Raw genomic sequence first — 19,021 nt, 5'->3', positions numbered from 1 at the left:
TGGCACAGGGCCCAAAGACCCCGCGGCGCGGGGCGTGCGTCAGCCGAAGGTCAGCCAGAGCCCCACGATGGTGGGGACCATGCCGAGGGTCAGCCAGGGGCTGAGCCACGCGCGCTTGTGGATCGCCAGCGCGGCGGCGATCGACAGCACGCCGAAGATGCCGGCGATCATGTTGAGCCCGACCTGGGACACCGTGCCGCGCTCGTCGAGGAACATCGCGGCGAGGATCAGTCCGGCGGCCATGTGCAGGCCCGTGGTGACCGCGAGGGTCGACATCACCCACTGCTGCACGCGGGTGAGGCTCTCCTTCTCGGCCCGGACGTTGCGCACCGGACGGGGAGCGTTCGGGTCCATCAGGTGCCTGGCCCGGCGGGGAGCGGCAGGGCCGGATGACGCGGCAGCGCTCGTCACGTCACGCGGCGTCTCGGTCATCGGTCCTCCTCGGTCGACCGGCGCTCACGAGCGGCACGAGCAGCGCTGGTCGACCGGCACGTTGCCCAGCACGGACTCTACGTGCTCACCGCAGCCGGTGTAGCTGGCCTTGCCGCAGGCGCGACAGGTGGCGGGCATGCACATGGGGGAGTCCTTCCGCGGTCCGGTGTTCGCTCTCTCATCATACCCGAGGGGGTATCAAGGGATCGCATCCGCTGCCCGGCGTACGACGGGTCACGGCACCGGCTGGCCCACCCCGGTCGGTGCCTCGACCGGCGCCGTCGGCGCCTCGGCCGCCTCGTGCTCCTCACCCCTCGCGAGGAAGCGCAGGCGCCGCGGCAGCCACCAGGTGCGGTCGCCGAGCGCCGCCAGCAGCGACGGCAGCAGCACCGCGCGCACCACCGTGGCGTCGAGCAGGATCGCGACGGCGAGCCCCACGCCGAGCTGCTTGAAGGTGGTCATCGACAGCGTGCCGAAGACGGCGAAGACGCCCACCATGATCGCCGCGGCGCTGGTCACGACACCGGCGGAGATCTCGATGCCGTGGGCCACGGCGTCACGGGTCGGCAGTCCGCGGTCGTGGGCCTCACGGATCCGCGAGACCACGAAGACCTGGTAGTCCATGGAGAGCCCGAACAGGATCACGAACGAGAACAGCGGGATCCAGGACTCGATCGCGCCCACGCCGTGGGCGCCGACCAGGCCGGCCCCCCAGCCGTGCTGGAAGACCGCGACCATCACGCCGAACGCGGCGGCCATCGAGAGCACGTTCAGCAGCACCGACACCGCGGCGATCGTCACGGAGTCGAACGCCACCAGCATCAGCACGAACGCGAGGACCAGCACGAAGGCGACCACCGGCACGATCGCCTTCTCCAGGTGGGCGTTGAAGTCCTCGGAGAACGCGAGGTTGCCGGCGACGTACACCTTCGTCCCCGGCACCGCGCCGAGGGTCGCCGGGATGACGTCCTCGCGCAGCGTGGCGAGCGCACGCGCCGAGGTCTTGTCCGAGCCACTGCCGGCGAGCGGGACGTAGAGCTCGAGGATGCCGGCGTCGGGGTGTGCGTCGGGGACGATCGGCCCCTGCGCCGCCCCGGTGGAGGCCGCCCTCGCCCGGAAGTCCGCGACCGCGGCGGTCAGGGCGGGACTGCTCAGGTCGCGGGACGCGACCACGACGTTCGCCGGGCTCGGGCCGCCCGGGAACGCCGTGTTGATCCGGCGGTAGGACTGCATGATGCTGGCGTCCGCCGGGAGGAGCTTGGAGAGGCTGAGCTTCTCGGTGTGGATGCCGACCGCGGGGGCGGCGAGGACCAGCAGGAACAGCGTCGCCACGGTCGTGGAGACGCCGGGCCGCTTCAGCACGCGGCCGAGGATCGCGGCCCAGGCCTTGCTGCCACCCTGCGGGCGGCGCATCCGGGCCAGTCCCGGCACCCGGCCGAGGTCGACCCGGTCACCGAGCAGGGACAGCAGCGCCGGCAGCACGGTCACCGAGCCGAGGATCGCGACCAGCACGACCAGGATCGCGGCCGTGCCGAAGCCGTTGAAGAGCGTCATGCCGGAGAGGTACATGCCTGCCATCGCCGCGACCACGGTGAGTCCGGAGACCAGCACCGAGCGGCCCGAGGTCGCCGCGGCGGTCATCAGGGCGGACTCAGGAGTGCGCCCCAGCGCTCGCTCCTCGCGTTCCCTGCGCAGGTAGAACATGCAGTAGTCGACGCCCACGGCGAGCCCGACCAGGAGCATCACCGAGCTGGTCGAGCTGTCGACGTGCATCCGGTGGCTGATCAGGGCCAGCAGCCCGTTGGCCGCCAGGAACGAGGTCAGCGCCAGGCCGACCGGCAGCACGGCGGCGAGGAACGCGCCGAAGGCGATCAGCAGGATCCCGAGGGCCAGCGGTACGGCGGTCCACTCCGCGCGCCGGAAGTCCTTGCCGATCGTGTCGTTGAACCACTGGTTGGCCGAGCCGTCGCCGAACTCGTCGAGCCGGACGCCGGGGTGCGCCTTCGCGGTCGCTGCCGCCGCGTCCTCGAGCGGCTGGACCCGGTCCGCCGCGGTCATCGGGTCGCCCTTCATCGTCACCTGCACCAGGACGGAGTGACCGTCGGCCGAGACCAGCCCGTTCGCGTACGGCTCGGTGACCGCCGTGACCAGCCCCGTCGCCTGGAGGCGACCGACGAGGTCGGTCACGGTCGCGTGCATCGCCGGCCCGGTGGCCGCGCCGGGACCGGTGAGCAGGAACATCTCGCTGGCCTTCGAGGCCAGCCCAGCCTGGTCCAGGACCTGCAGCGCCTTCGCCGAGTCGCCCTGCGCGTACTCGTCCTCGGTCATCTGCTGCTGCCCGGCGGACGCGCCGACGGCGACGGCGAGCGCGACGAAGAGCACCCACCCGACGACGGCGACGATGCGGTGGCGCACGCTCCAGCGAGCCATGCTCGCGGCGATGTTGCGACGTCCGGGCACGACGGGGCCCGGGTTGACCTTCTCCCTACCCATGGCTCCGATCCTGCTCCGGCGCCCCGTCGGGCGGCAGGGCCGAACGGGTGTCCGTTTCGGGGCGGACGCCCGGGCCGCGGGGTCGCGCCGACCGCACTGCTCCGGGGCGGGAGACTGTCCCCGTGGGCGTGCAGTCGGTCGGCATCATCGGGGGCGGGATCGTCGGCCTGGCGATCGGGCGGCAGCTCGCGCGGGAGCACCCGGGGCTGAAGGTCGTGGTGCTGGAGAAGGAGGACCGGGTCGGCGCGCACCAGACCGGACACAACTCCGGCGTCGTGCACGCCGGCATCTACTACCGGCCCGGGAGCCTCAAGGCCGAGCTGTGCGCACGGGGGAGGCGGCTCCTGCGCGACTACTGCGCCGAGCACCACGTGCCGTACGCCGAGTGCGGCAAGCTCGTCGTCGCGGTGGACGCCGCGGAGCTCGGCCGGCTCGACGCCCTCGAGCGGACGGCCCGGGAGAACGGCGTGCCCGGCCTCCGCCGCCTCGACGCGGAGGGGATCAGGGAGATCGAGCCGCACGCCGCGGGAGTCGCGGCGCTGCACTCGCCGGCCACCGCGATCACCGACTTCGTCGCGGTCGCCGAAGCGCTCGCCGGGGAGATCCGGAGATCGGGCGGCGAGGTACTGCTCGCGACGCCGGCCCTGGGTGTGCATCGCGCGAGCGCACTCCTCGAGGTGGAGACCCCGTCCGGACGGCACCGCTTCGACCGGCTGGTGGTGTGCGCCGGCCTCCAGTCCGACCGGGTCGCCCGGTGGGTGGGGGACGTCGACGGACCGCGCACGGTGCCCTTCCGCGGCGAGTACCTGAGCGTCGTACCGGAGAAGCGGGGGCTGGTCCGGGGCCTGATCTACCCCGTGCCGGACCCGCGCTACCCGTTCCTCGGCGTGCACTTCACCCGGCGGGTCTCCGGTGACCTCGAGATCGGTCCGAACGCCGTGCTCGCGCTCGCGCGCGAGGGGTACAGCCGTCGCGACCTGGACTGGGCCGACGTCCGCGACCTCGCCTCGTGGCCCGGCTTCTGGCGGATGGCGGCCACGCACTGGCGCACGGGCGTCCGTGAGGTGCGCGGATCGGTGTCCCTGCAGGCCTATCTCCGCGACGCCCGCCGCTACGTGCCGGAGATCGGCCTCGAGGACGTCGTGCGCGGGCGGTGCGGGATCCGCGCTCAGGCGGTCGACCGTGACGGCACGCTCGTCGACGACTTCCGGATCCACGAGGCGGGCGGGGTCACCAGCATCCGGAACGCGCCCTCCCCGGCGGCCACGTCGAGCCTGGCGATCGCCGAGCACGTCGTCGCGCGCCTCGACTGGGCCTGAGGGCCCTCGGTCCCGGCTCTTTCAGGACCTTCGGCACTGCCTGGGCCACCTCCCGTCCGGGAGGGTGGCCGTCTACGACTGTGGTCCGGAGGGAGTCGCCCGTGCGCCACCGATGCTCGGAAGGAGCGCGCCCATGACCGCCGAGCCGCTCGCCGACCAGCGGGTGCTGCGGGAGATCGGCCGGGCCGAGGCGCTCGACCTGCTCGCGACGGTCACCTACGGGCGGGTGGTCTTCACCCTGGCGGCGCTGCCGGCGATCCGCCCCGTGAACCACGTCGTCGACGACGGCGAGATCGTGATCCGCACGCGTCGCCTCGCCGGTCTGAGCACGGCCCTGGCCGACCACGCGGACGGTGCGATCGACCAGCCTGACCTCGTCGTCGCCTACGAGGCGGACCACCTGGACCCGGTCGAGCGGACCGGGTGGAGCGTGGTGGTCACCGGGATCGCGACGGTGATCACCGATCCGGAACGACTCCGCCGGATCGCGGAGCGGCTGCACCCTTGGGTCGACTCCGCGATGGACACCGCGATCGCGATCGCGCCGGAGATCGTCAGCGGGATGCGCCTGGTCACTGGCTGAGCGCCGCGGGCCAGCCGATCCCCGGACGCGCGACGAGCACGTGGAGGGGCCCGCGGACCGACCATGCGCCGTACGCCGCGGGGACGGCGACCAGGTCGCCCCCGGCCACCGGCACCTCGCCCGCCTCGGACACGAGCGCCCCGCCACCCTCGAGCACGACCACGGCGGCGAACCCCGCGGGCACGGGCTCGCTCTGCTCGGCCCCCGGGGCCAGGACGTCGAGCCGGAAGAAGGTGTCACCGAGCGACGGCAGCGCGGGCGTGAGCGTGCCGGTGGTGAGGCCGGGGTCGACCCGCCGGCGCAACGAGGCGAGGTCGGCCGGCTTCAGGGCCTCGTGGGACACCGCGGCCATCGCACGCTCGAAGCCCAGGCCGAGGTGCGACTCCTCGCGGGTCGAGGTGGTCACCGACCACTCGAGCAGGATCGAGAAGTCGGTCGGTTCCTGCACCTCGACCACGAACACGCCCTCGCCGATCGCGTGCACCTGGCCGGCCGGCACGAGGATCCCGTCGCCGGGCTCGACCGGCACCCGGTGCATGCGGGACAGCATCCAGTCCGAATCCTGCTCGTCGCGGCGTACGGCGAGCTCGGCCGGATCGACGTCCTCGGTCCACCCGAGGTGCACCGCCGCGCCGGGCTCGGCGTCGACCACGAACCACGACTCGGTCTTCCCGTAGGGGCAGTCCAGGTGACTCGCGGCGAACGCGCGGTCCGGGTGGGCGTGCACCGGCAGCCGCTGCCCGGCGTCGAGCAGCTTGACGAGCACGCCGGTGTCCGCCGGCCCGGGTCGGGGCGCCGCGGCCGGCTCGGCGCCGAGCCAGGCGGCCGGATCGGCCTCGACGAGGTCGCGCAGGAGTCGTCCGTCCTCGGTCACCGCGAGCCCGGTGGTCTCCTCGCCGAACCGCGCGACCGTCGCGGCCACCCACTCCTCGGGCTGGTGGTCGGAGGTGGGTGTGAAGCCGCGCAGCGCGGCGATCCGCGCGCCGCCGCGGTAGAAGTGCTGCACCGGGTTGGGCGCGAGGAGGAGCGGCTTCATCCCGCGGCCGCCTGCGGGGAGTCCGTCGCGCCGGGAGCCTCGGCCGCGTCGCCCAGGATGCGTCGGGTGACCTCGCCGAGCCCGTCCGCGATCGCCTCGCGCTGGTCGTCGGTGAGCACGTCGATGATCAGCTCGCGGACGAGGGCGACGTGGCCGGGAGCCGCCTTCTCGAGCAGCTTCTGCCCGGCCTCGGTGAGGACGGCGTACACCGCGCGGACGTCGCTGGTGCAGCTCCGACGGCGCACCAGGCCGGCCTTCTCGAGCTGGGAGATCTGGTAGGTCAGGCCACTCTTGGAGTTGAGCAGGGCCTCCGCGAGCTCGGTCATCCGCATCTCGTGGTCGCACGTCCCGGACAGCTGCACGAGGATGCCGTACTGCTGGTGCGAGATGCCGACCGACTCCTTGAGCTGGAGGTCGAGGCGGCGGTCGACCAGGGCACTGGCCGCGACGAACGCGTGCCAGGCACGCTTCTCCTCGTCGCTGAGCCACCGCGTCCCGGTCATGTCGTGAGCGTAACAAATCTCTTGTTCAAATTCGAACGATCCGGTACGGTTCCTTTCGAGTTCGAATTTGAACGACCACCCGAACGACGGGAGACCCGATGAGCAGCACGATCCACGGCCTGGCGGCCGTCACGCCGCTGGCCCCCCGCGCCACCCTGCGCACCCGCGTGCGCATCCCGCTCCGCTTCGCGGACGGCTACTCCGTGACGGTGGACGCGGTCACCTTCCACGGCCTCGCCGACGGCCAGGAGCACGTCGCGCTGGTGCTCGGCGATCCCTCGACGTGGGAGGTGCCGCTGGTCCGGATGCACTCGGAGTGCCTCACCGGCGACGTGTTCGGCTCCACCCGGTGCGACTGCGGTCCCCAGCTGCGCGAGGCGGTCGAGCGGATCGCGGACACCGGCGGCGTGCTGCTCTACCTGCGGCAGGAGGGGCGCGGCATCGGGCTCTACAACAAGCTCGACGCCTACGCGCTGCAGGACACCGGCCTCGACACCTACCAGGCCAACCGCGCCCTCGGGTTCGCCGAGGACGCCCGTGACTACACCGCCGCGGCGCAGATGCTCTCGGCGCTGGGGATCGGCGAGCTCGACCTGCTCACGAACAACCCGGACAAGGCGGCCCAGCTCCGCGACCTCGGTGTGCTGGTGCGCCGGACCACGCCGACCGGGGTCTTCGCCACCGACAGCAACCTGCGCTACCTGCACGCCAAGGTCGAGCACACGCAGCACGACATCGACCTGGCCGGCATCGCCGGTCTGGTGGGCTGACGTGCGCGCGGTCGTGATCCGCGACTTCGGTGTCGAACCGGAGCTCGCCGACCTCCCGGTCCCCGAGCCGGGCGCCGGGGAGATCCGCGTGCGGATGCGCGCCGCCGGCATGAACCCCTTCGACTGGAAGGTGATCGACGGCGCCCTCAAGGGCGTGGTCGAGCACCCCTTCCCCGTGGTGATGGGGTCCGACGGCGCCGGCGAGGTCGAGGCGGTCGGCGCCGGCGTGGAGGCCTTCTCGGTGGGCGACCGGGTCTTCGGCCAGTTCATGAAGGTCGCCCTCGGCCGCGGTTCGTACGCCGAGCAGGTGCTCGCTCCCGCCGACGGCAAGCTCGCGCCGATGCCGGAGGGCCTGTCCTTCGAGACGGCCGCCGCCCTCCCGACGGCCAGCGTGACGGCGTACCAGGCAGTCGAGGCCGCGGCGCTGGAGCCCGGGGCGATCTTCCTCGTCAACGGAGCCTCGGGTGGGGTCGGCCAGTCGGCGGTCCAGCTCGCCGCGGCTGCCGGCGCGCACGTGGTCGCGACCGGTCCCTCCGACCTCGCCGACCACCTGCGCGACCTGGGCGCCGCCGAGGTCGTCGACTTCACCCGCGGCCCCACCGCCGAGCAGGTGCGCACCGCCCACCCCGACGGCATCGATGCCGTGCTCGACCTGGTCAGCGGCCCGGGCGACGCCGACCCGATCGTCGGGCTGCTCCGGCCCGGCGGCGTCGCGCTGAGCACCAACGGCGCCCTCGACCCCGAGGCCCTCCAGGCCCGCGGGCTGCGCGGCACCAACTTCTACAGCGACGCGACCCCCGAGGCTCTCGGCGCCGTCGCCGCCCTCGCCGCAGGGGGCCGGCTGCGGATCACGGTCGACAGCTCGGTGACGCTGGCCGAGGTGCCGGAAGCGGTGGCCCGGGCCCGCGCCGGGCATGCCCGGGGCAAGACCGTGATCCGGCTCTGACCCGACCGACCCCGCGCGGCCGTCCGACCGGCTGGGTCTAGCTCTCGCGAACCGAGCGGTCCCAGCGCAGGTACTCCTCGACCACCGCGTCCACGCTCTGGTCGACGTCGATCGTCACGCCGTTCTCGTCGGGGGCGAGGTGCTCGAGCGTCGCGAACTGCGACGCGAGCAGCGACGCCGGCATGAAGTGGCCCGGGCGGCTCGCCTGACGCTTGCGGATCACCTCGGGAGTGCCGTCGAGGAGCAGGAACGCGATCTCGTGGGCGTGGTGACGCAGCTGGTCGCGGTACTTGCGCTTCAGTGCCGAGCAGCTCATCACGCCGCCGTCGGGATGCTCGGCGAGCCACGTCCCGATCGCCTCCAGCCACGGATGCCGGTCGTGGTCGTCGAGCGCGTGCCCGGCCGTCATCTTCGCGATGTTGGCCGGGGGGTGGAAGTCGTCGGCGTCGGCGAACGGCACCCGGAGCCGCTGCGCCACGGCGGCCCCGACCGTCGACTTCCCGGACCCGGACACCCCCATCACCACGAGTGGTGTGTGTGCCATCGGCCGCTCCTCGGGGTCTCGTCGTCCGGCTGCGGTACCCGCCGTGCTGCAGCACATGATTCCCGCGCGAGCGGGCACCTGAACCGGCGAGTTCCGAAGAGAGGTGCGTCATGACCCACTCAGCGCTGCCCGTGCTCGCGGCCGACCAGCCGCTCAGCGACGCCGGCAACACCCAGCTCCTCCTGGCCGCAGTCCTGGCCATCGCCGCGGTGGTCGTCCTCATCGTGTGGGCGAAGTTCCACCCGTTCATCGCCCTGATGCTCGGCACCGGCGTCCTCGGCGCGGTGGCCGCCGTGGCGCCGCTGGACGTGCTGCACGCGTTCGTCGACGGGCTCGGCACGACGTTCGGCACCGTGGGCCTGCTCATCGCGCTCGGCGCGATGCTCGGCAAGCTGCTCGCCGACTCCGGGGGCGCGAACGAGATCGTCGACCGGATCGTCGAACGGGTCGGCCCGACGCGGCTGCCCTGGGCGATGGCCCTCATCGCGGGGATCATCGGGCTGCCGATGTTCTTCGAGATCGGCGTGGTCATCCTGGTCCCGATCATCATCCTGGTCGGCCTGCGCACGCGGATCTCGTTGATGCGGATCGGCATCCCTGCCCTGGCCGGACTGTCGGTGCTGCACGGCCTGGTGCCGCCTCACCCCGGGCCGGTGACCGCGATCGACCTGCTGCACGCCGACCTCGGCCGGACCCTGATCTTCGGGCTGATCGTCGCCGTCCCCACCCTGATCGTCGCGGGTCCGCTGCTCGCGCAGTTCCTCGACAAGCTGGTACCCATCTACGCGACCGAGGAGCGGGCTGCGGCCCTCACCGGCCTCGGGGACCGGTCGCCGGCCTCGGTCGGCTCCGCTCCGGCGGGTGCCGGCGGGCCCGGGACCACGCGCGGTGTCGGTGACCCGGCACGCGCCAGTGGTGGGGTCGGCGAGACGGCCGAGGAGAGCAGCGCCGCCGGTACGCCGGCCGCGCGGCCGCTCCGTCGCCCACCGTTCGCGGCCGCGGTGCTCACGATGGTGCTGCCCGTCTTCCTGATGCTGCTCAAGGCGGTCGCCGACCTCACGGCCCACGAGGGCGGCAAGGTCCGCGACACCCTCGACTTCATCGGTGACCCGTCGATGGCCCTGCTCATCGGCGTGCTCGTGGCGATGGTCGCGCTCGGTGCCACCTCGGGCATGTCCCGGGAGCGGGTGCAGGAGTCGCTGGGCTCGGGTCTGCCCGGGGTCGCCTCGATCATGCTGATCGTCGCGGCGGGCGGCGGGTTCAAGACCGTCCTGTCGGACTCCGGAGTCGCGAACGTGATCGCCGACGCGGCCAAGCACTCGAGCCTCTCGCCGCTGCTGCTGGGCTGGCTCGTGGCCGTGGGCGTCCGCCTCGCGACCGGGTCGGCGACGGTGGCCACCGTGACCACGGCGGGCATCGTCGGCGGCCTCGGCGCCGACCTCAGCACGAGCCACCTCTCGTTGCTGGTGCTGGCGATCGGCTCGGGCTCGCTGTTCTTCAGCCACGTCAACGACGCCGGCTTCTGGCTCGTGAAGGAGTACTTCGGTCTCACCGTCGGTCAGACCCTGAAGTCGTGGTCGGTGATGGAGACCGTGATCTCGGTGATGGGGCTGCTCTGCGTCCTGCTGCTGAGCGTGATCGTCTGACGCGCGATCGGCCTACGGGCGTTCGCTGCCGTGCTCGGCCCTGGCCAACGTCTCCTGCAGCGACAGGCGCGAGGTGAGGCCCGTGGACGCGGCCGCGCGCCGGTACGCGTCGAGGGCGGCGGTCGCCTCGCCGACGTCCTGGAGCAGGCCGCCGAGCTCGAACCACAGCTCCGCAGCGCGGCGGTCGGCGCCCACACCGCTGAGCAGCAGGATCGCCTCGTGGTACGACGCGGCGGCGTCGCTGGTGCGTCCCTGAGCCGCGGCGATCTGACCGCGCAGCACCAGGGCGTCCGCAGCGGTCAGCGGCGCCTGGTCGCGGGCGAGCTCGTAGGTCTGCGCGGACTGCTCGGCGGCCGCGTCCGCGTCGCCGAGCAGCAGGTGCGCACGCGCCAGGCCCAGCTGGTTCGCGACCTTGTCCACGGCGCTCGCGTTCGACCACTCCAGCTCACGGGCCGCACGCTCGAGGATCGTCTTGGCCTCGGCCGCCTCCGGCGGGTCCAGCCGCATCTGCATGTGGCCGAGCTCGGTCCGCAGCCGGGCCAGGTTGCGGGTGTCGCTGTCCTGCTCGAACAGGGCGATCGCCTTGCGCGCCAGCGCGAGCGCCTCGTGCACCGAGCCCTGTCGTGAGGCCATCACGCTCGCGTTCCAGTACGCCGAACCGCGAGCCGTCGCCGAGCCGAGCTTCTCGGCCTGAGCGATCGTCTGCTTGCAGAGCCGCACGGCGTGGCTGGTGTCGCCACGCTCGAAGTACGCCGCCGCGACCGTGAGGGTGAGCTGCATCGCCTCGTTCAGGCTGGACAGACCCTGGCGCTCGATGACCTCCGCGGCGCGCTCGCCGACGTCGACGGCCATGCTCAGGTCGCCCGCCTCGCGGTAGCAGCGGCTCAACCCGATCAGGCCGCGGATCCAGTCGAGGTCGTAGGGCTCGGTCGCGGTGAGCTCCTCGAGGGCGATGATCGCGCCGTCCAGGTCGCCCTTGCCCTCGAGGGCGAACGCTCGCACGAAGCGAGCGGGCCGCTCGAGCTCGCGGATGCCCGAGTCGGGCAGCCGACCCAGGATCGATTCAGCACGGGCGAGTGCCTCGGCGGCGTTGCCGGCGGCGAGGTCCAGCTCCGCGTAGTCCAGCTCCAGCTGGAGCTCCGCGCGCTGGTCGCGCGTGATCCCGACGAGCAGCTCCTCGACGGTGGTGCCGAGCCGTTCGGCCAGGTGGCCGAGCAGCTTCAGGTCCGGCCGGCGCTGACCAGCCTCGATCCTCGAGATGTACGCCGTCGAGGCGTGGCCCCCGGCGGCCTCGGTCTGCGTGAGACCCGCCGCGACGCGCGCGTTGCGCAGCCGGCGGCCGAGCACGGCGGGGTCGATGGACTTGCTGAGCTCGGCGAGGGTGGTGTCCATCGCGCCATTCTGCCGCACGAACCTCCGCTTTTGTCCAGTTTCTGCACACCGGACTTGCCAGAGAGCGCCGCGCACTTGACAAAGTTCGCCGCGGATCGTTGACTTAGGCAAACCGGACAAGTGGGGCGTCGCCTCCGGGGCCGGTGCCACGGGCACGAGCGTCGTGAGTCGCACGGGTGGCGGTGGACGAGCGGCTCAGCCCTCGTGGGGATGCCCGCCGCCCCCGTGCGTCGGACCGGCCGGTCGAACGACTGGTCGACCGGCCGGTGTGACGGCCAGGTACGCGCCTGGTTCAGCTCGGCAGGCGCTCGCCGGTGGCGGTCGAGAACACGTGGACGTGCTGCGGCTTGGGGGCGAAGTCGACGAGGTCGCCCTTCTGCGGCGGCGTGCGTCCGTCGACGCGCGCGATCACGTGGTGCTCGGCGCCGCCGAGCTTCGCCACGCCGTAGATGTAGGCGTCGGCGCCGAGGGACTCGACGAGGTTGATCTCCGTGCGCAGCCCCTGGCCGTCGCCGACCAGCTCCATGTCCTCGGGCCGGACCCCGATGGTCACGGCGTCTCCGCTCTGGTGCGCCGCGCCGGCGGCCTCGCGCCGCAGCGGGACGTGTGCGCTGCCGAACTCCATGGTGTCGCCCTGGACGCCGACCTCGAGCAGGTTCATCGCCGGGGAGCCGATGAAACCGGCGACGAAGACGTTGGCCGGGTTGTCGTAGATGTAGGAGGGCGTGTCGACCTGCTGCAGGATGCCGTCCTTGAGCACCGCGACGCGGTCGCCCATCGTCATGGCCTCGACCTGGTCGTGCGTGACGTACACGGTGGTGACGCCGAGCCGGCGTTGCAGCGCCGCGATCTGGCTGCGCGTCTGCACGCGCAGCTTCGCGTCGAGGTTCGACAGCGGCTCGTCCATCAGGAACACCTGGGGGGACCGCACGATCGCGCGACCCATCGCGACGCGCTGGCGCTGACCACCGGAGAGCGCCTTGGGCTTGCGGTCGAGGTACTCCTCGAGGTCGAGGATCTTCGCGGCGTCCTGGACGCGGGTGCGGATCTCGTCCTTGTGCACTCCGGCGATCTTCAGCGCGAACCCCATGTTGTCGGCGACCGACATGTGCGGGTACAGCGCGTAGTTCTGGAACACCATCGCGACGTCGCGGTCCTTGGGCGGCACGTCGGTGACGTTGCGGTCGCCGATGAAGATCGAGCCTTCATCGACGTCCTCGAGCCCGGCGAGCATCCGCAACGAGGTGGACTTGCCGCATCCGGAGGGGCCGACCAGGACGAGGAACTCGCCGTCGGCGATCTCCAGGTCCAGCTTGTCGACGGCGGGTCGCTCGGACCCTGGGAACAGGCGCGTGGCCTGGTCGAACTTGACCGTGGTCATGTTGATCTCCTTCACCGGCAGGAACGTGCCGGACGATCCGTTGTAAAGGGATGGACGTCGCGACGCAGGTAACGCCGGACGCGCTGACAGTACGACAAAGGTGACCAAGATCCCAGAGTTATCCGTTCGTGACCTTGTTTCCCCTTTGTTTCGTGGACATCTCCCTCCGCGCCGCGCTTGTATCAAGCATCGGCATCCGCGACCCGATGCACCCGTGCGCGGTCGAGCCGGCACTCCAGCAATGAAGACTCCAGCAATGAAGCAGGACGAACAAGGGAGCAAGACGGATGCGACGAATCAACACCCGGCGAAGCTTGAGCGCGCTGGCCCTCGTGGCCACGGCCGGCTTCGTCCTCGCCGCCTGTGGCGGGGGAGGAAACGGCAGCAGCTCGGCAGGCGGGAAGTCTCCCGGTGAGGGCAAGCCCGAGTGCGCACAGCTGACCAAGTACGGCAACCTCACCGGCAAGAAGGTCCACGTCTACACCTCGATCGTGGCCCCGGAGGACCAGTCGCAGAAGGACTCCTACAAGGTCTTCACCACCTGCACCGGCGCGACCGTGCAGTACGAAGGCTCCAAGGAGTTCGAGGCCCAGCTGGTCGTGCGGGTCAAGAGCGGCAACGCGCCTGACATCGCCTACGTGCCGCAGCCGGGCCTGCTGGCCACGCTGGTCAAGCAGACCGGCAAGGTCGCCGAGGCTCCCAAGGACGTCTCCGACAACGTCGACAAGTGGTTCGGCAAGGACTGGAAGGCCTACGGCACCGTCGACGGGAAGTTCTACGCCGCTCCGCTGGGCGCGAACGTGAAGTCGTTCGTCTGGTACTCCCCGAAGATGTTCGCGAAGAACGGCTGGACGGTCCCGCAGACGTGGGACGAGATGATGCAGCTGACCGACAAGATCGCCGCCACCGGCATCAAGCCGTGGTGCGCGGGCATCAGCTCGGGCGACGCGACCGGGTGGCCGCTGACCGACTGGCTCGAGGACACGATCCTGCGCGACGCCGGCGCGGACTTCTACAACCAGTGGGTCGCCCACGACGTGCCGTTCAACGACCCGAAGGTCGCTGAGGCCCTCGACCGCGACGGCGCGATCCTGAAGAACCCGAAGTACGTCAACGGTGGCTACGGCGACGTGAAGTCGATCGCGACGACGACCTTCCAGGACGGCGGCCTGCCGATCCTCAAGGGTCAGTGCGCGATGCACCGCCAGGCGAGCTTCTACGCCGCCAACTGGCCGAAGGGCACGGACGTCTCCGAGAACGGTGACGCGTTCGCCTTCTACCTGCCCGTCACCAACCAGGACAACGGCAAGCCCGTCCTCGGTGGTGGCGAGTTCGTGACGGCGTTCAACAAGCGTCCCGAGGTCCAGGCGTTCCAGACCTACCTCTCCAGCGACACCTGGGCCAACGAGAAGGCCAAGGACACGCCGGGCGGCGGCTGGGTCAGCGCGAACAAGGGTCTCGACCCGAACAACCTGGTCAGCCCGATCGACAAGCTGTCGGCCGAGACGCTGCAGGACCCGAACGCGGTCTTCCGCTTCGACGGTTCGGACCAGATGCCGGGTGAGGTCGGGTCGGGCTCCTTCTGGAAGGAGATGACCGCCTGGATCGCCACGGGCGAGAGCACCAAGGACGCTCTCGACAAGATCGAGGCATCCTGGCCGAAGAGCTGATGGCCTGAGCCGGTTCGTGGGGGTGCCCTGAGCACTCCCGCGGACCGGCTCGAACTCTCGAGGAGGGATCGACGGATGTCGACAGGTGAGAAGCTCGTCCAGATGGGCATCGCGGTCGCGTTGTTCGTCGCGGTGGTCGGCCTGATGCTGTTCCTGGCCGATCGCGTGAAATCCCGGCGTGGCGAGGTGCTGCAGACGACTGCCTTCGTCCTGCCGGCCGTGCTGATGATCGGCTTCGGACTGCTCTACCCGATGCTGCGCACGGTCTACGAGTCGTTCCGGAACGCTGGGTCGACCGCCTTCGTGGGCACCGACAACTACCACCACATCTTCACCGACCACGACCAGCTGGTCGTGCTGCGCAACACCGCCTTCTGGGTGATCGTCACGCCGATCGCGGCGACCGTCATCGGCCTGGTCTACGCCGTCCTGGTCGACCGCGCGAAGTTCGAGAAGTTCGCCAAGGCGCTGATCTTCCTGCCGATGTCGCTCTCGCTGGTGGGCGCCTCGCTGATCTGGAAGTTCGTCTACGACTACAAGGCCACCGAGAACGACCAGATCGGCCTGGCCAACCAGATCCTGAAGTGGCTCGGCTTCGACACCTACCGGTTCCTGCTCACTGAACCGTGGAACACCTTCTTCCTGATCGTGATCATGATCTGGGTGCAGGCCGGCTTCGCGATGACGGTGCTGTCCGCGTCGATCAAGTCGATCCCGGACGACATCGTCGAGGCCGCCCGGCTCGACGGCGTCTCCGGAATGCGGATGTTCCGGTTCATCACGGTGCCGATGATCCGACCCTCGCTGATCGTCGTCCTCACCACCATCAGCATCACGACGCTCAAGGTCTTCGACATCGTCCGAACGGCCACCGGCGGCAACTTCGGCACCAGCGTGCTGGCCTACGAGTTCTACGTGCAGAGCTTCCGCTCGTTCAACACGGGGCTCGGTGCGGCGCTGGCAGTGCTGCTGTTCCTGCTGGTGACACCGATCGTGGTCTACAACATCCGTCAGATGCGCAAGCTGGAGGCACGATGACGACCACCACGCCCGAGCTGACGGTTCCGCCGGCTGCCCGCGTTCCGGCAGGGACGAAGGCGCACACGGCACTGACCAACCGCTGGGCATCGTTCGCTGCGGTCGTGATCGCGGTGCTGTGGACGATCCCGACGGCAGGCCTGCTGATCTCGTCCTTCCGTCCCCAGGCCGACGTCCAGGGCAACGGCTGGTGGAACTTCTTCACCAACCCGCACGTGACGCTCGACAACTACCGCGCCGTGCTGCACGGGAGCGACACCGACCTGGCGACGTACTTCGTGAACTCCATTGCGATCACGATCCCCTCGGTGATCATCCCGATCTCGCTGGCGACGATGGCGGCGTACGCGTTCGCGTGGATGAAGTTCCCCGGTCGCAGCGTCCTGTTCGTGGCCGTCTTCGCCATGCAGATCGTGCCGATCCAGGTGACGATGATCCCGCTGCTCACCCTGTACGTGAACCCGCCGTTCGGGCTGCCGCAGCTCGCGGGTGGGGATGCGCCCGGTGGCGGGTTCTACACGATCTGGCTGTCGCACTCGATCTTCGCGCTGCCGCTGGCGATCTACCTGCTGCACAACTTCATGAAGGAGATCCCGGCGGAGCTGATCGAGGCGGCGCGCGTCGACGGCGCCGGCCACGTGCGCATCTTCAGCCGGATCATGCTGCCGCTGATGATGCCGGCGATCGCGGCATTCGGGATCTTCCAGTTCCTCTGGGTCTGGAACGACCTGCTGGTCGCGCTCGTCTTCGGTGGCGGCAGCCTCGACGTCTCACCGCTCACCGTCCGGCTGGCCGAGCTGTCCGGCACCCGTGGGCAGGACTGGCACCTGCTCGCCGCCGGTGCGTTCGTGTCGCTGGTGGTGCCGCTGATCGTGTTCCTGGCCGGCCAGCGCTACTTCGTCCGCGGCCTGCTGTCCGGGAGCGTGAAGGGCTAGCGCCTCCGATCGATCAGGCCTGACCGGCCCGCACCCGCTCGGCGTACCAGTGGTACGACGCCTTCGGCGTGCGCGCGAGCGTGTCCCGGTCGACGTGCACGATCCCGAAGTACTTGGTGTAGCCCTCGGCCCACTCGAAGTTGTCCATCAGGGTCCAGAGCACGTAGCCGCGCACGTCGGCGCCCTGCTCGCGGGCGCGTTCGACCGCGGCGATGTGGTCGCTGAGGTAGCCGATCCGGTCCTGGTCGTCGACGGCCCGGTCGCCGGTGCGGGCGGTGTCGGGGTAGGCGGCGCCGTTCTCGGTCACCACGAGCGGAAGCCCGGTCCGCTGGTGGGTGGTGACCAGCAGCTCCTCGAGGCCGCGCGGCTCCACCTCCCAGCCGATGTCGGTGAGCGGTGCGCGCGGCGTGAACCGGAACGGCGCGACCCCGGGGAACTCCTCGACGCCGGCATCGCCACCGGTGGTTTCGGCAGGCTCAACCAGCGTGGTGGAGCCCCCCGAGGTGGTTGAGCCTGCCGAAACCTCCTCGACCGGCAGGTCGACCCGAGCCGGGGTGTAGTAGTTCACGCCCAGCCAGTCGGCCGAGCCGCGGACCAGGTCCAGGTCGCCCTCGCGGACGACGGTCGGGTCGGCCAGCACCGGCGCGACCCGCAGGGTGCCCTCGTCGTACGCGCCGTCGACGAGCGGGCCGAGCCAGACCCGGTTGCGGATCGCGTCGACGCCGTCGGCCACCTCCGCGGCCTCGGGGCGGTCGGGCCACACCGGGGTGAGGTTCAGGACGATGCCGACCGCATCGGCGCCGGCCTCGTGGAGGCGGGCCGCGGCGAGGCCGTGACCGAGCAGCAGGTGGTGGGCGGTGACGTGGGTGCGGCCGCCCTCCTGGCGACCGGGCGCGTGGCGACCGGACCCGTAGCCGACGTACGCCGCGCACCACGGCTCGTTGTGCGTCGCCCAGAGCCGGACCCGGTCACCGAGCCGCTCGTGGACCAGCGCCGCGTAGTCGGCGAAGCGCTCGGCCGTGTCCCGGTTCAGCCAGCCGTCCGCGTCCTCCAGCTGCTGGGGCAGGTCCCAGTGGTAGAGCGTCGCCATCGGGTTGACGTCGCGCTCGAGGAGGGCGTCGACCAGGCGCTCGTAGTAGGCGAGACCACGCGGCTCGACCGGACCGGAGCCGGTCGGCTGCACCCGCGGCCAGGCGATCGAGAACCGGTAGTGGTCGACCCCGAGCCCGGCCACGAGGGCGATGTCCTCGTCGAGCCGGTGGTAGGAGTCGCAGGCGACCGCGCCGTCACTGCCGTCGACGACCGCTCCGGGGCGGGCCGCGAAGGTGTCCCAGATGGACACGCCGCGGCCGTCCTCGCCGGTCGCTCCCTCGACCTGGTAGGAGGCGCTCGCGACACCCCACGAGAGCCGGATGCGGTCGGGCAGGTGAGAGCTCATGGCGCCAACCTACGGCCTGCCGAAGGGTCGGTTGCTTCCTTGGCCCCGGCGATTCGGGCCGTAGGCCTCTAACCGCCCGCGGGAGCGGGCGAAAGGGTGGAGACATGACCCCTCAGCGACTCGATTCTGTTCCCGTGCCCGCGGTCGGGGAGGTGACCCAGGCAGGTGAGCTCGCCGCGCGCGCCGTAGCCGTGAGGAAGGTCTACGGCACGGGCGAGACGTCGGTCGTCGCGCTCGACGACCTCACCCTGGACCTGCCGCGCGGCCAGTTCACCGCGATCATGGGTCCGTCCGGATCCGGCAAGTCGACCCTGATGCACTGCCTGGCCGGCCTCGACACCCTGACCTCCGGCCAGGTCTTCATCGGGGAGACCGATCTGGCCACCTTGTCGGACCGCGAGCGGACCGTCCTGCGCCGCGACCGGCTCGGCTTCGTCTTCCAGTCGTTCAACCTGCTCCCGACCCTCACCGCCGAGGAGAACATCACCCTGCCGGCGGACCTCGCCGGCGCGGCTCCCGACCCCGAGTGGTTCGCCACCGTGGTCGACAAGCTCGACCTGCGGTCCCGGCTGCGCCACCGGCCGTCCGAGCTCTCCGGAGGGCAGCAGCAGAGGGTCGCCGTCGGGCGGGCGCTGATCCGCCGCCCTGCGGTGGTGTTCGCCGACGAACCGACGGGCGCCCTGGACTCGCACGCGAGCTCCGAGCTGCTGCGCTTCCTGCGGTCCGTCGTGGACGAGCTGCTGCAGACGGTGGTGATGGTGACCCACGACCCGGGTGCGGCGGCCCATGCGGACCGGGTGGTCTTCCTCGTCGACGGCCGGATCGTCCTCGAGCTGTCCGAGCCGACGCGCGAGCACATCCTGGACGTGATGGGCCGATTGGGCGAGGAGTGAGC

17 protein-coding genes are annotated in these 19,021 nt (G+C 71.1%); 9 read left to right on the top strand and 8 right to left on the bottom strand.

Annotated elements, in window-relative coordinates; translation table 11 throughout:
• Window positions 1–39: 39 nt before the first annotated feature.
• Both EFL26_RS02570 and EFL26_RS02565 read right to left on the bottom strand, forming a co-directional pair.
• Window positions 40–432: a hypothetical protein gene (locus EFL26_RS02570; RefSeq protein WP_123221330.1), complete on the bottom strand. Its 393-nt coding sequence runs from the start codon at window positions 430–432 to the stop codon at window positions 40–42.
• Window positions 433–666: 234 nt separating this feature from the next.
• A complete protein-coding gene (locus EFL26_RS02565; protein WP_123221329.1) occupies window positions 667–2,925 on the bottom strand; it encodes an MMPL family transporter in 2,259 nt (752 codons plus the stop codon).
• A gap of 122 nt (window positions 2,926–3,047) precedes the next feature.
• Between EFL26_RS02565 and lhgO the strand changes: the two genes are divergently transcribed.
• Both lhgO and EFL26_RS02555 read left to right on the top strand, forming a co-directional pair.
• A complete protein-coding gene (gene lhgO / locus EFL26_RS02560) occupies window positions 3,048–4,244 on the top strand; it encodes an L-2-hydroxyglutarate oxidase (protein ID WP_123221328.1) in 1,197 nt (398 codons plus the stop codon).
• A gap of 133 nt (window positions 4,245–4,377) precedes the next feature.
• On the top strand, window positions 4,378–4,827 hold the full coding sequence (locus tag EFL26_RS02555) for a pyridoxamine 5'-phosphate oxidase family protein (RefSeq protein WP_123221327.1): 450 nt from the start codon (window positions 4,378–4,380) through the stop codon (window positions 4,825–4,827).
• Here the strand turns inward: EFL26_RS02555 and EFL26_RS02550 are convergent.
• Both EFL26_RS02550 and EFL26_RS02545 read right to left on the bottom strand, forming a co-directional pair.
• Entirely contained in the window at window positions 4,817–5,863 is a 1,047-nt protein-coding gene (locus tag EFL26_RS02550; RefSeq protein ID WP_123221326.1) for a class I mannose-6-phosphate isomerase, read from the bottom strand. The genes EFL26_RS02555 and EFL26_RS02550 overlap by 11 nt on opposite strands.
• Window positions 5,860–6,366, bottom strand: coding sequence for a MarR family winged helix-turn-helix transcriptional regulator (locus tag EFL26_RS02545; protein WP_123221325.1), 507 nt, complete (start codon window positions 6,364–6,366; stop codon window positions 5,860–5,862). The genes EFL26_RS02550 and EFL26_RS02545 overlap by 4 nt, the downstream gene beginning before the upstream one ends.
• A 98-nt stretch (window positions 6,367–6,464) precedes the next feature.
• Between EFL26_RS02545 and EFL26_RS02540 the strand changes: the two genes are divergently transcribed.
• Window positions 6,465–7,136, top strand: a complete 672-nt coding sequence (locus tag EFL26_RS02540; RefSeq protein ID WP_123221324.1) for a GTP cyclohydrolase II — start codon at window positions 6,465–6,467, stop codon at window positions 7,134–7,136.
• A gap of 1 nt (window position 7,137) precedes the next feature.
• Window positions 7,138–8,082 (top strand): NADP-dependent oxidoreductase, encoded by a 945-nt coding sequence (locus EFL26_RS02535; RefSeq protein WP_123221323.1) that lies wholly within the window; start codon window positions 7,138–7,140, stop codon window positions 8,080–8,082.
• A gap of 37 nt (window positions 8,083–8,119) precedes the next feature.
• Here the strand turns inward: EFL26_RS02535 and EFL26_RS02530 are convergent, their stop codons facing one another.
• A complete protein-coding gene (locus EFL26_RS02530) occupies window positions 8,120–8,626 on the bottom strand; it encodes a gluconokinase (protein WP_123221322.1) in 507 nt (168 codons plus the stop codon).
• Between the two features lie 110 nt (window positions 8,627–8,736).
• Between EFL26_RS02530 and EFL26_RS02525 the strand changes: the two genes are divergently transcribed.
• Window positions 8,737–10,272 carry a GntP family permease gene (locus EFL26_RS02525; RefSeq protein WP_123221321.1) on the top strand — a complete coding sequence of 512 codons (1,536 nt, stop codon included), beginning with the start codon at window positions 8,737–8,739 and terminating at the stop codon, window positions 10,270–10,272.
• 12 nt (window positions 10,273–10,284) lie between these two features.
• Here the strand turns inward: EFL26_RS02525 and EFL26_RS02520 are convergent, their stop codons facing one another.
• Window positions 10,285–11,664: a helix-turn-helix domain-containing protein gene (locus EFL26_RS02520; RefSeq protein WP_123221320.1), complete on the bottom strand. Its 1,380-nt coding sequence runs from the start codon at window positions 11,662–11,664 to the stop codon at window positions 10,285–10,287.
• Between the two features lie 292 nt (window positions 11,665–11,956).
• Window positions 11,957–13,045 carry an ABC transporter ATP-binding protein gene (locus EFL26_RS02515; RefSeq protein WP_123221434.1) on the bottom strand — a complete coding sequence of 363 codons (1,089 nt, stop codon included), beginning with the start codon at window positions 13,043–13,045 and terminating at the stop codon, window positions 11,957–11,959.
• 314 nt (window positions 13,046–13,359) lie between these two features.
• On the opposite strand from EFL26_RS02515, the gene EFL26_RS02510 reads away from it, so the two are divergent.
• From EFL26_RS02510 to EFL26_RS02500, 3 genes are all read left to right on the top strand, one after another.
• Window positions 13,360–14,715, top strand: a complete 1,356-nt coding sequence (locus EFL26_RS02510; RefSeq protein WP_245999974.1) for an ABC transporter substrate-binding protein — start codon at window positions 13,360–13,362, stop codon at window positions 14,713–14,715.
• Window positions 14,716–14,790: 75 nt separating this feature from the next.
• A complete protein-coding gene (locus EFL26_RS02505; protein ID WP_123221318.1) occupies window positions 14,791–15,753 on the top strand; it encodes a carbohydrate ABC transporter permease in 963 nt (320 codons plus the stop codon).
• Window positions 15,750–16,688 (top strand): carbohydrate ABC transporter permease, encoded by a 939-nt coding sequence (locus tag EFL26_RS02500; RefSeq protein WP_123221317.1) that lies wholly within the window; start codon window positions 15,750–15,752, stop codon window positions 16,686–16,688. The genes EFL26_RS02505 and EFL26_RS02500 overlap by 4 nt, the downstream gene beginning before the upstream one ends.
• Window positions 16,689–16,701: 13 nt before the next feature.
• Here the strand turns inward: EFL26_RS02500 and EFL26_RS02495 are convergent, their stop codons facing one another.
• Window positions 16,702–18,126 carry a glycoside hydrolase family 1 protein gene (locus EFL26_RS02495; protein ID WP_123221316.1) on the bottom strand — a complete coding sequence of 475 codons (1,425 nt, stop codon included), beginning with the start codon at window positions 18,124–18,126 and terminating at the stop codon, window positions 16,702–16,704.
• Window positions 18,127–18,230: 104 nt separating this feature from the next.
• On the opposite strand from EFL26_RS02495, the gene EFL26_RS02490 reads away from it, so the two are divergent.
• On the top strand, window positions 18,231–19,019 hold the full coding sequence (locus tag EFL26_RS02490; protein ID WP_123221315.1) for an ABC transporter ATP-binding protein: 789 nt from the start codon (window positions 18,231–18,233) through the stop codon (window positions 19,017–19,019).
• The last annotated feature ends 2 nt before the right edge of the window (window positions 19,020–19,021 follow it).

It is taken from the genome of Nocardioides pocheonensis, assembly GCF_003725535.1.
Taxonomy (GTDB): Bacteria; Actinomycetota; Actinomycetes; order Propionibacteriales; family Nocardioidaceae; genus Marmoricola; species Marmoricola pocheonensis.
The sequence above is the reverse complement of the archived record's forward strand: the minus strand, read 5'-3'. Positions and strand labels throughout refer to the sequence as shown.

Coding starts and splice junctions, on each gene's coding strand:
- EFL26_RS02570 (WP_123221330.1), bottom strand. CDS start 432: ATGACCGAGACGCCGCGTGACGTGACGAGCGCTGCCGCGTCATCCGGC.
- EFL26_RS02565 (WP_123221329.1), bottom strand. CDS start 2,925: ATGGGTAGGGAGAAGGTCAACCCGGGCCCCGTCGTGCCCGGACGTCGC.
- EFL26_RS02555 (WP_123221327.1), top strand. CDS start 4,378: ATGACCGCCGAGCCGCTCGCCGACCAGCGGGTGCTGCGGGAGATCGGC.
- EFL26_RS02550 (WP_123221326.1), bottom strand. CDS start 5,863: ATGAAGCCGCTCCTCCTCGCGCCCAACCCGGTGCAGCACTTCTACCGC.
- EFL26_RS02545 (WP_123221325.1), bottom strand. CDS start 6,366: ATGACCGGGACGCGGTGGCTCAGCGACGAGGAGAAGCGTGCCTGGCAC.
- EFL26_RS02540 (WP_123221324.1), top strand. CDS start 6,465: ATGAGCAGCACGATCCACGGCCTGGCGGCCGTCACGCCGCTGGCCCCC.
- EFL26_RS02530 (WP_123221322.1), bottom strand. CDS start 8,626: ATGGCACACACACCACTCGTGGTGATGGGGGTGTCCGGGTCCGGGAAG.
- EFL26_RS02525 (WP_123221321.1), top strand. CDS start 8,737: ATGACCCACTCAGCGCTGCCCGTGCTCGCGGCCGACCAGCCGCTCAGC.
- EFL26_RS02520 (WP_123221320.1), bottom strand. CDS start 11,664: ATGGACACCACCCTCGCCGAGCTCAGCAAGTCCATCGACCCCGCCGTG.
- EFL26_RS02515 (WP_123221434.1), bottom strand. CDS start 13,045: ATGACCACGGTCAAGTTCGACCAGGCCACGCGCCTGTTCCCAGGGTCC.
- EFL26_RS02505 (WP_123221318.1), top strand. CDS start 14,791: ATGTCGACAGGTGAGAAGCTCGTCCAGATGGGCATCGCGGTCGCGTTG.
- EFL26_RS02500 (WP_123221317.1), top strand. CDS start 15,750: ATGACGACCACCACGCCCGAGCTGACGGTTCCGCCGGCTGCCCGCGTT.
- EFL26_RS02495 (WP_123221316.1), bottom strand. CDS start 18,126: ATGAGCTCTCACCTGCCCGACCGCATCCGGCTCTCGTGGGGTGTCGCG.
- EFL26_RS02490 (WP_123221315.1), top strand. CDS start 18,231: ATGACCCCTCAGCGACTCGATTCTGTTCCCGTGCCCGCGGTCGGGGAG.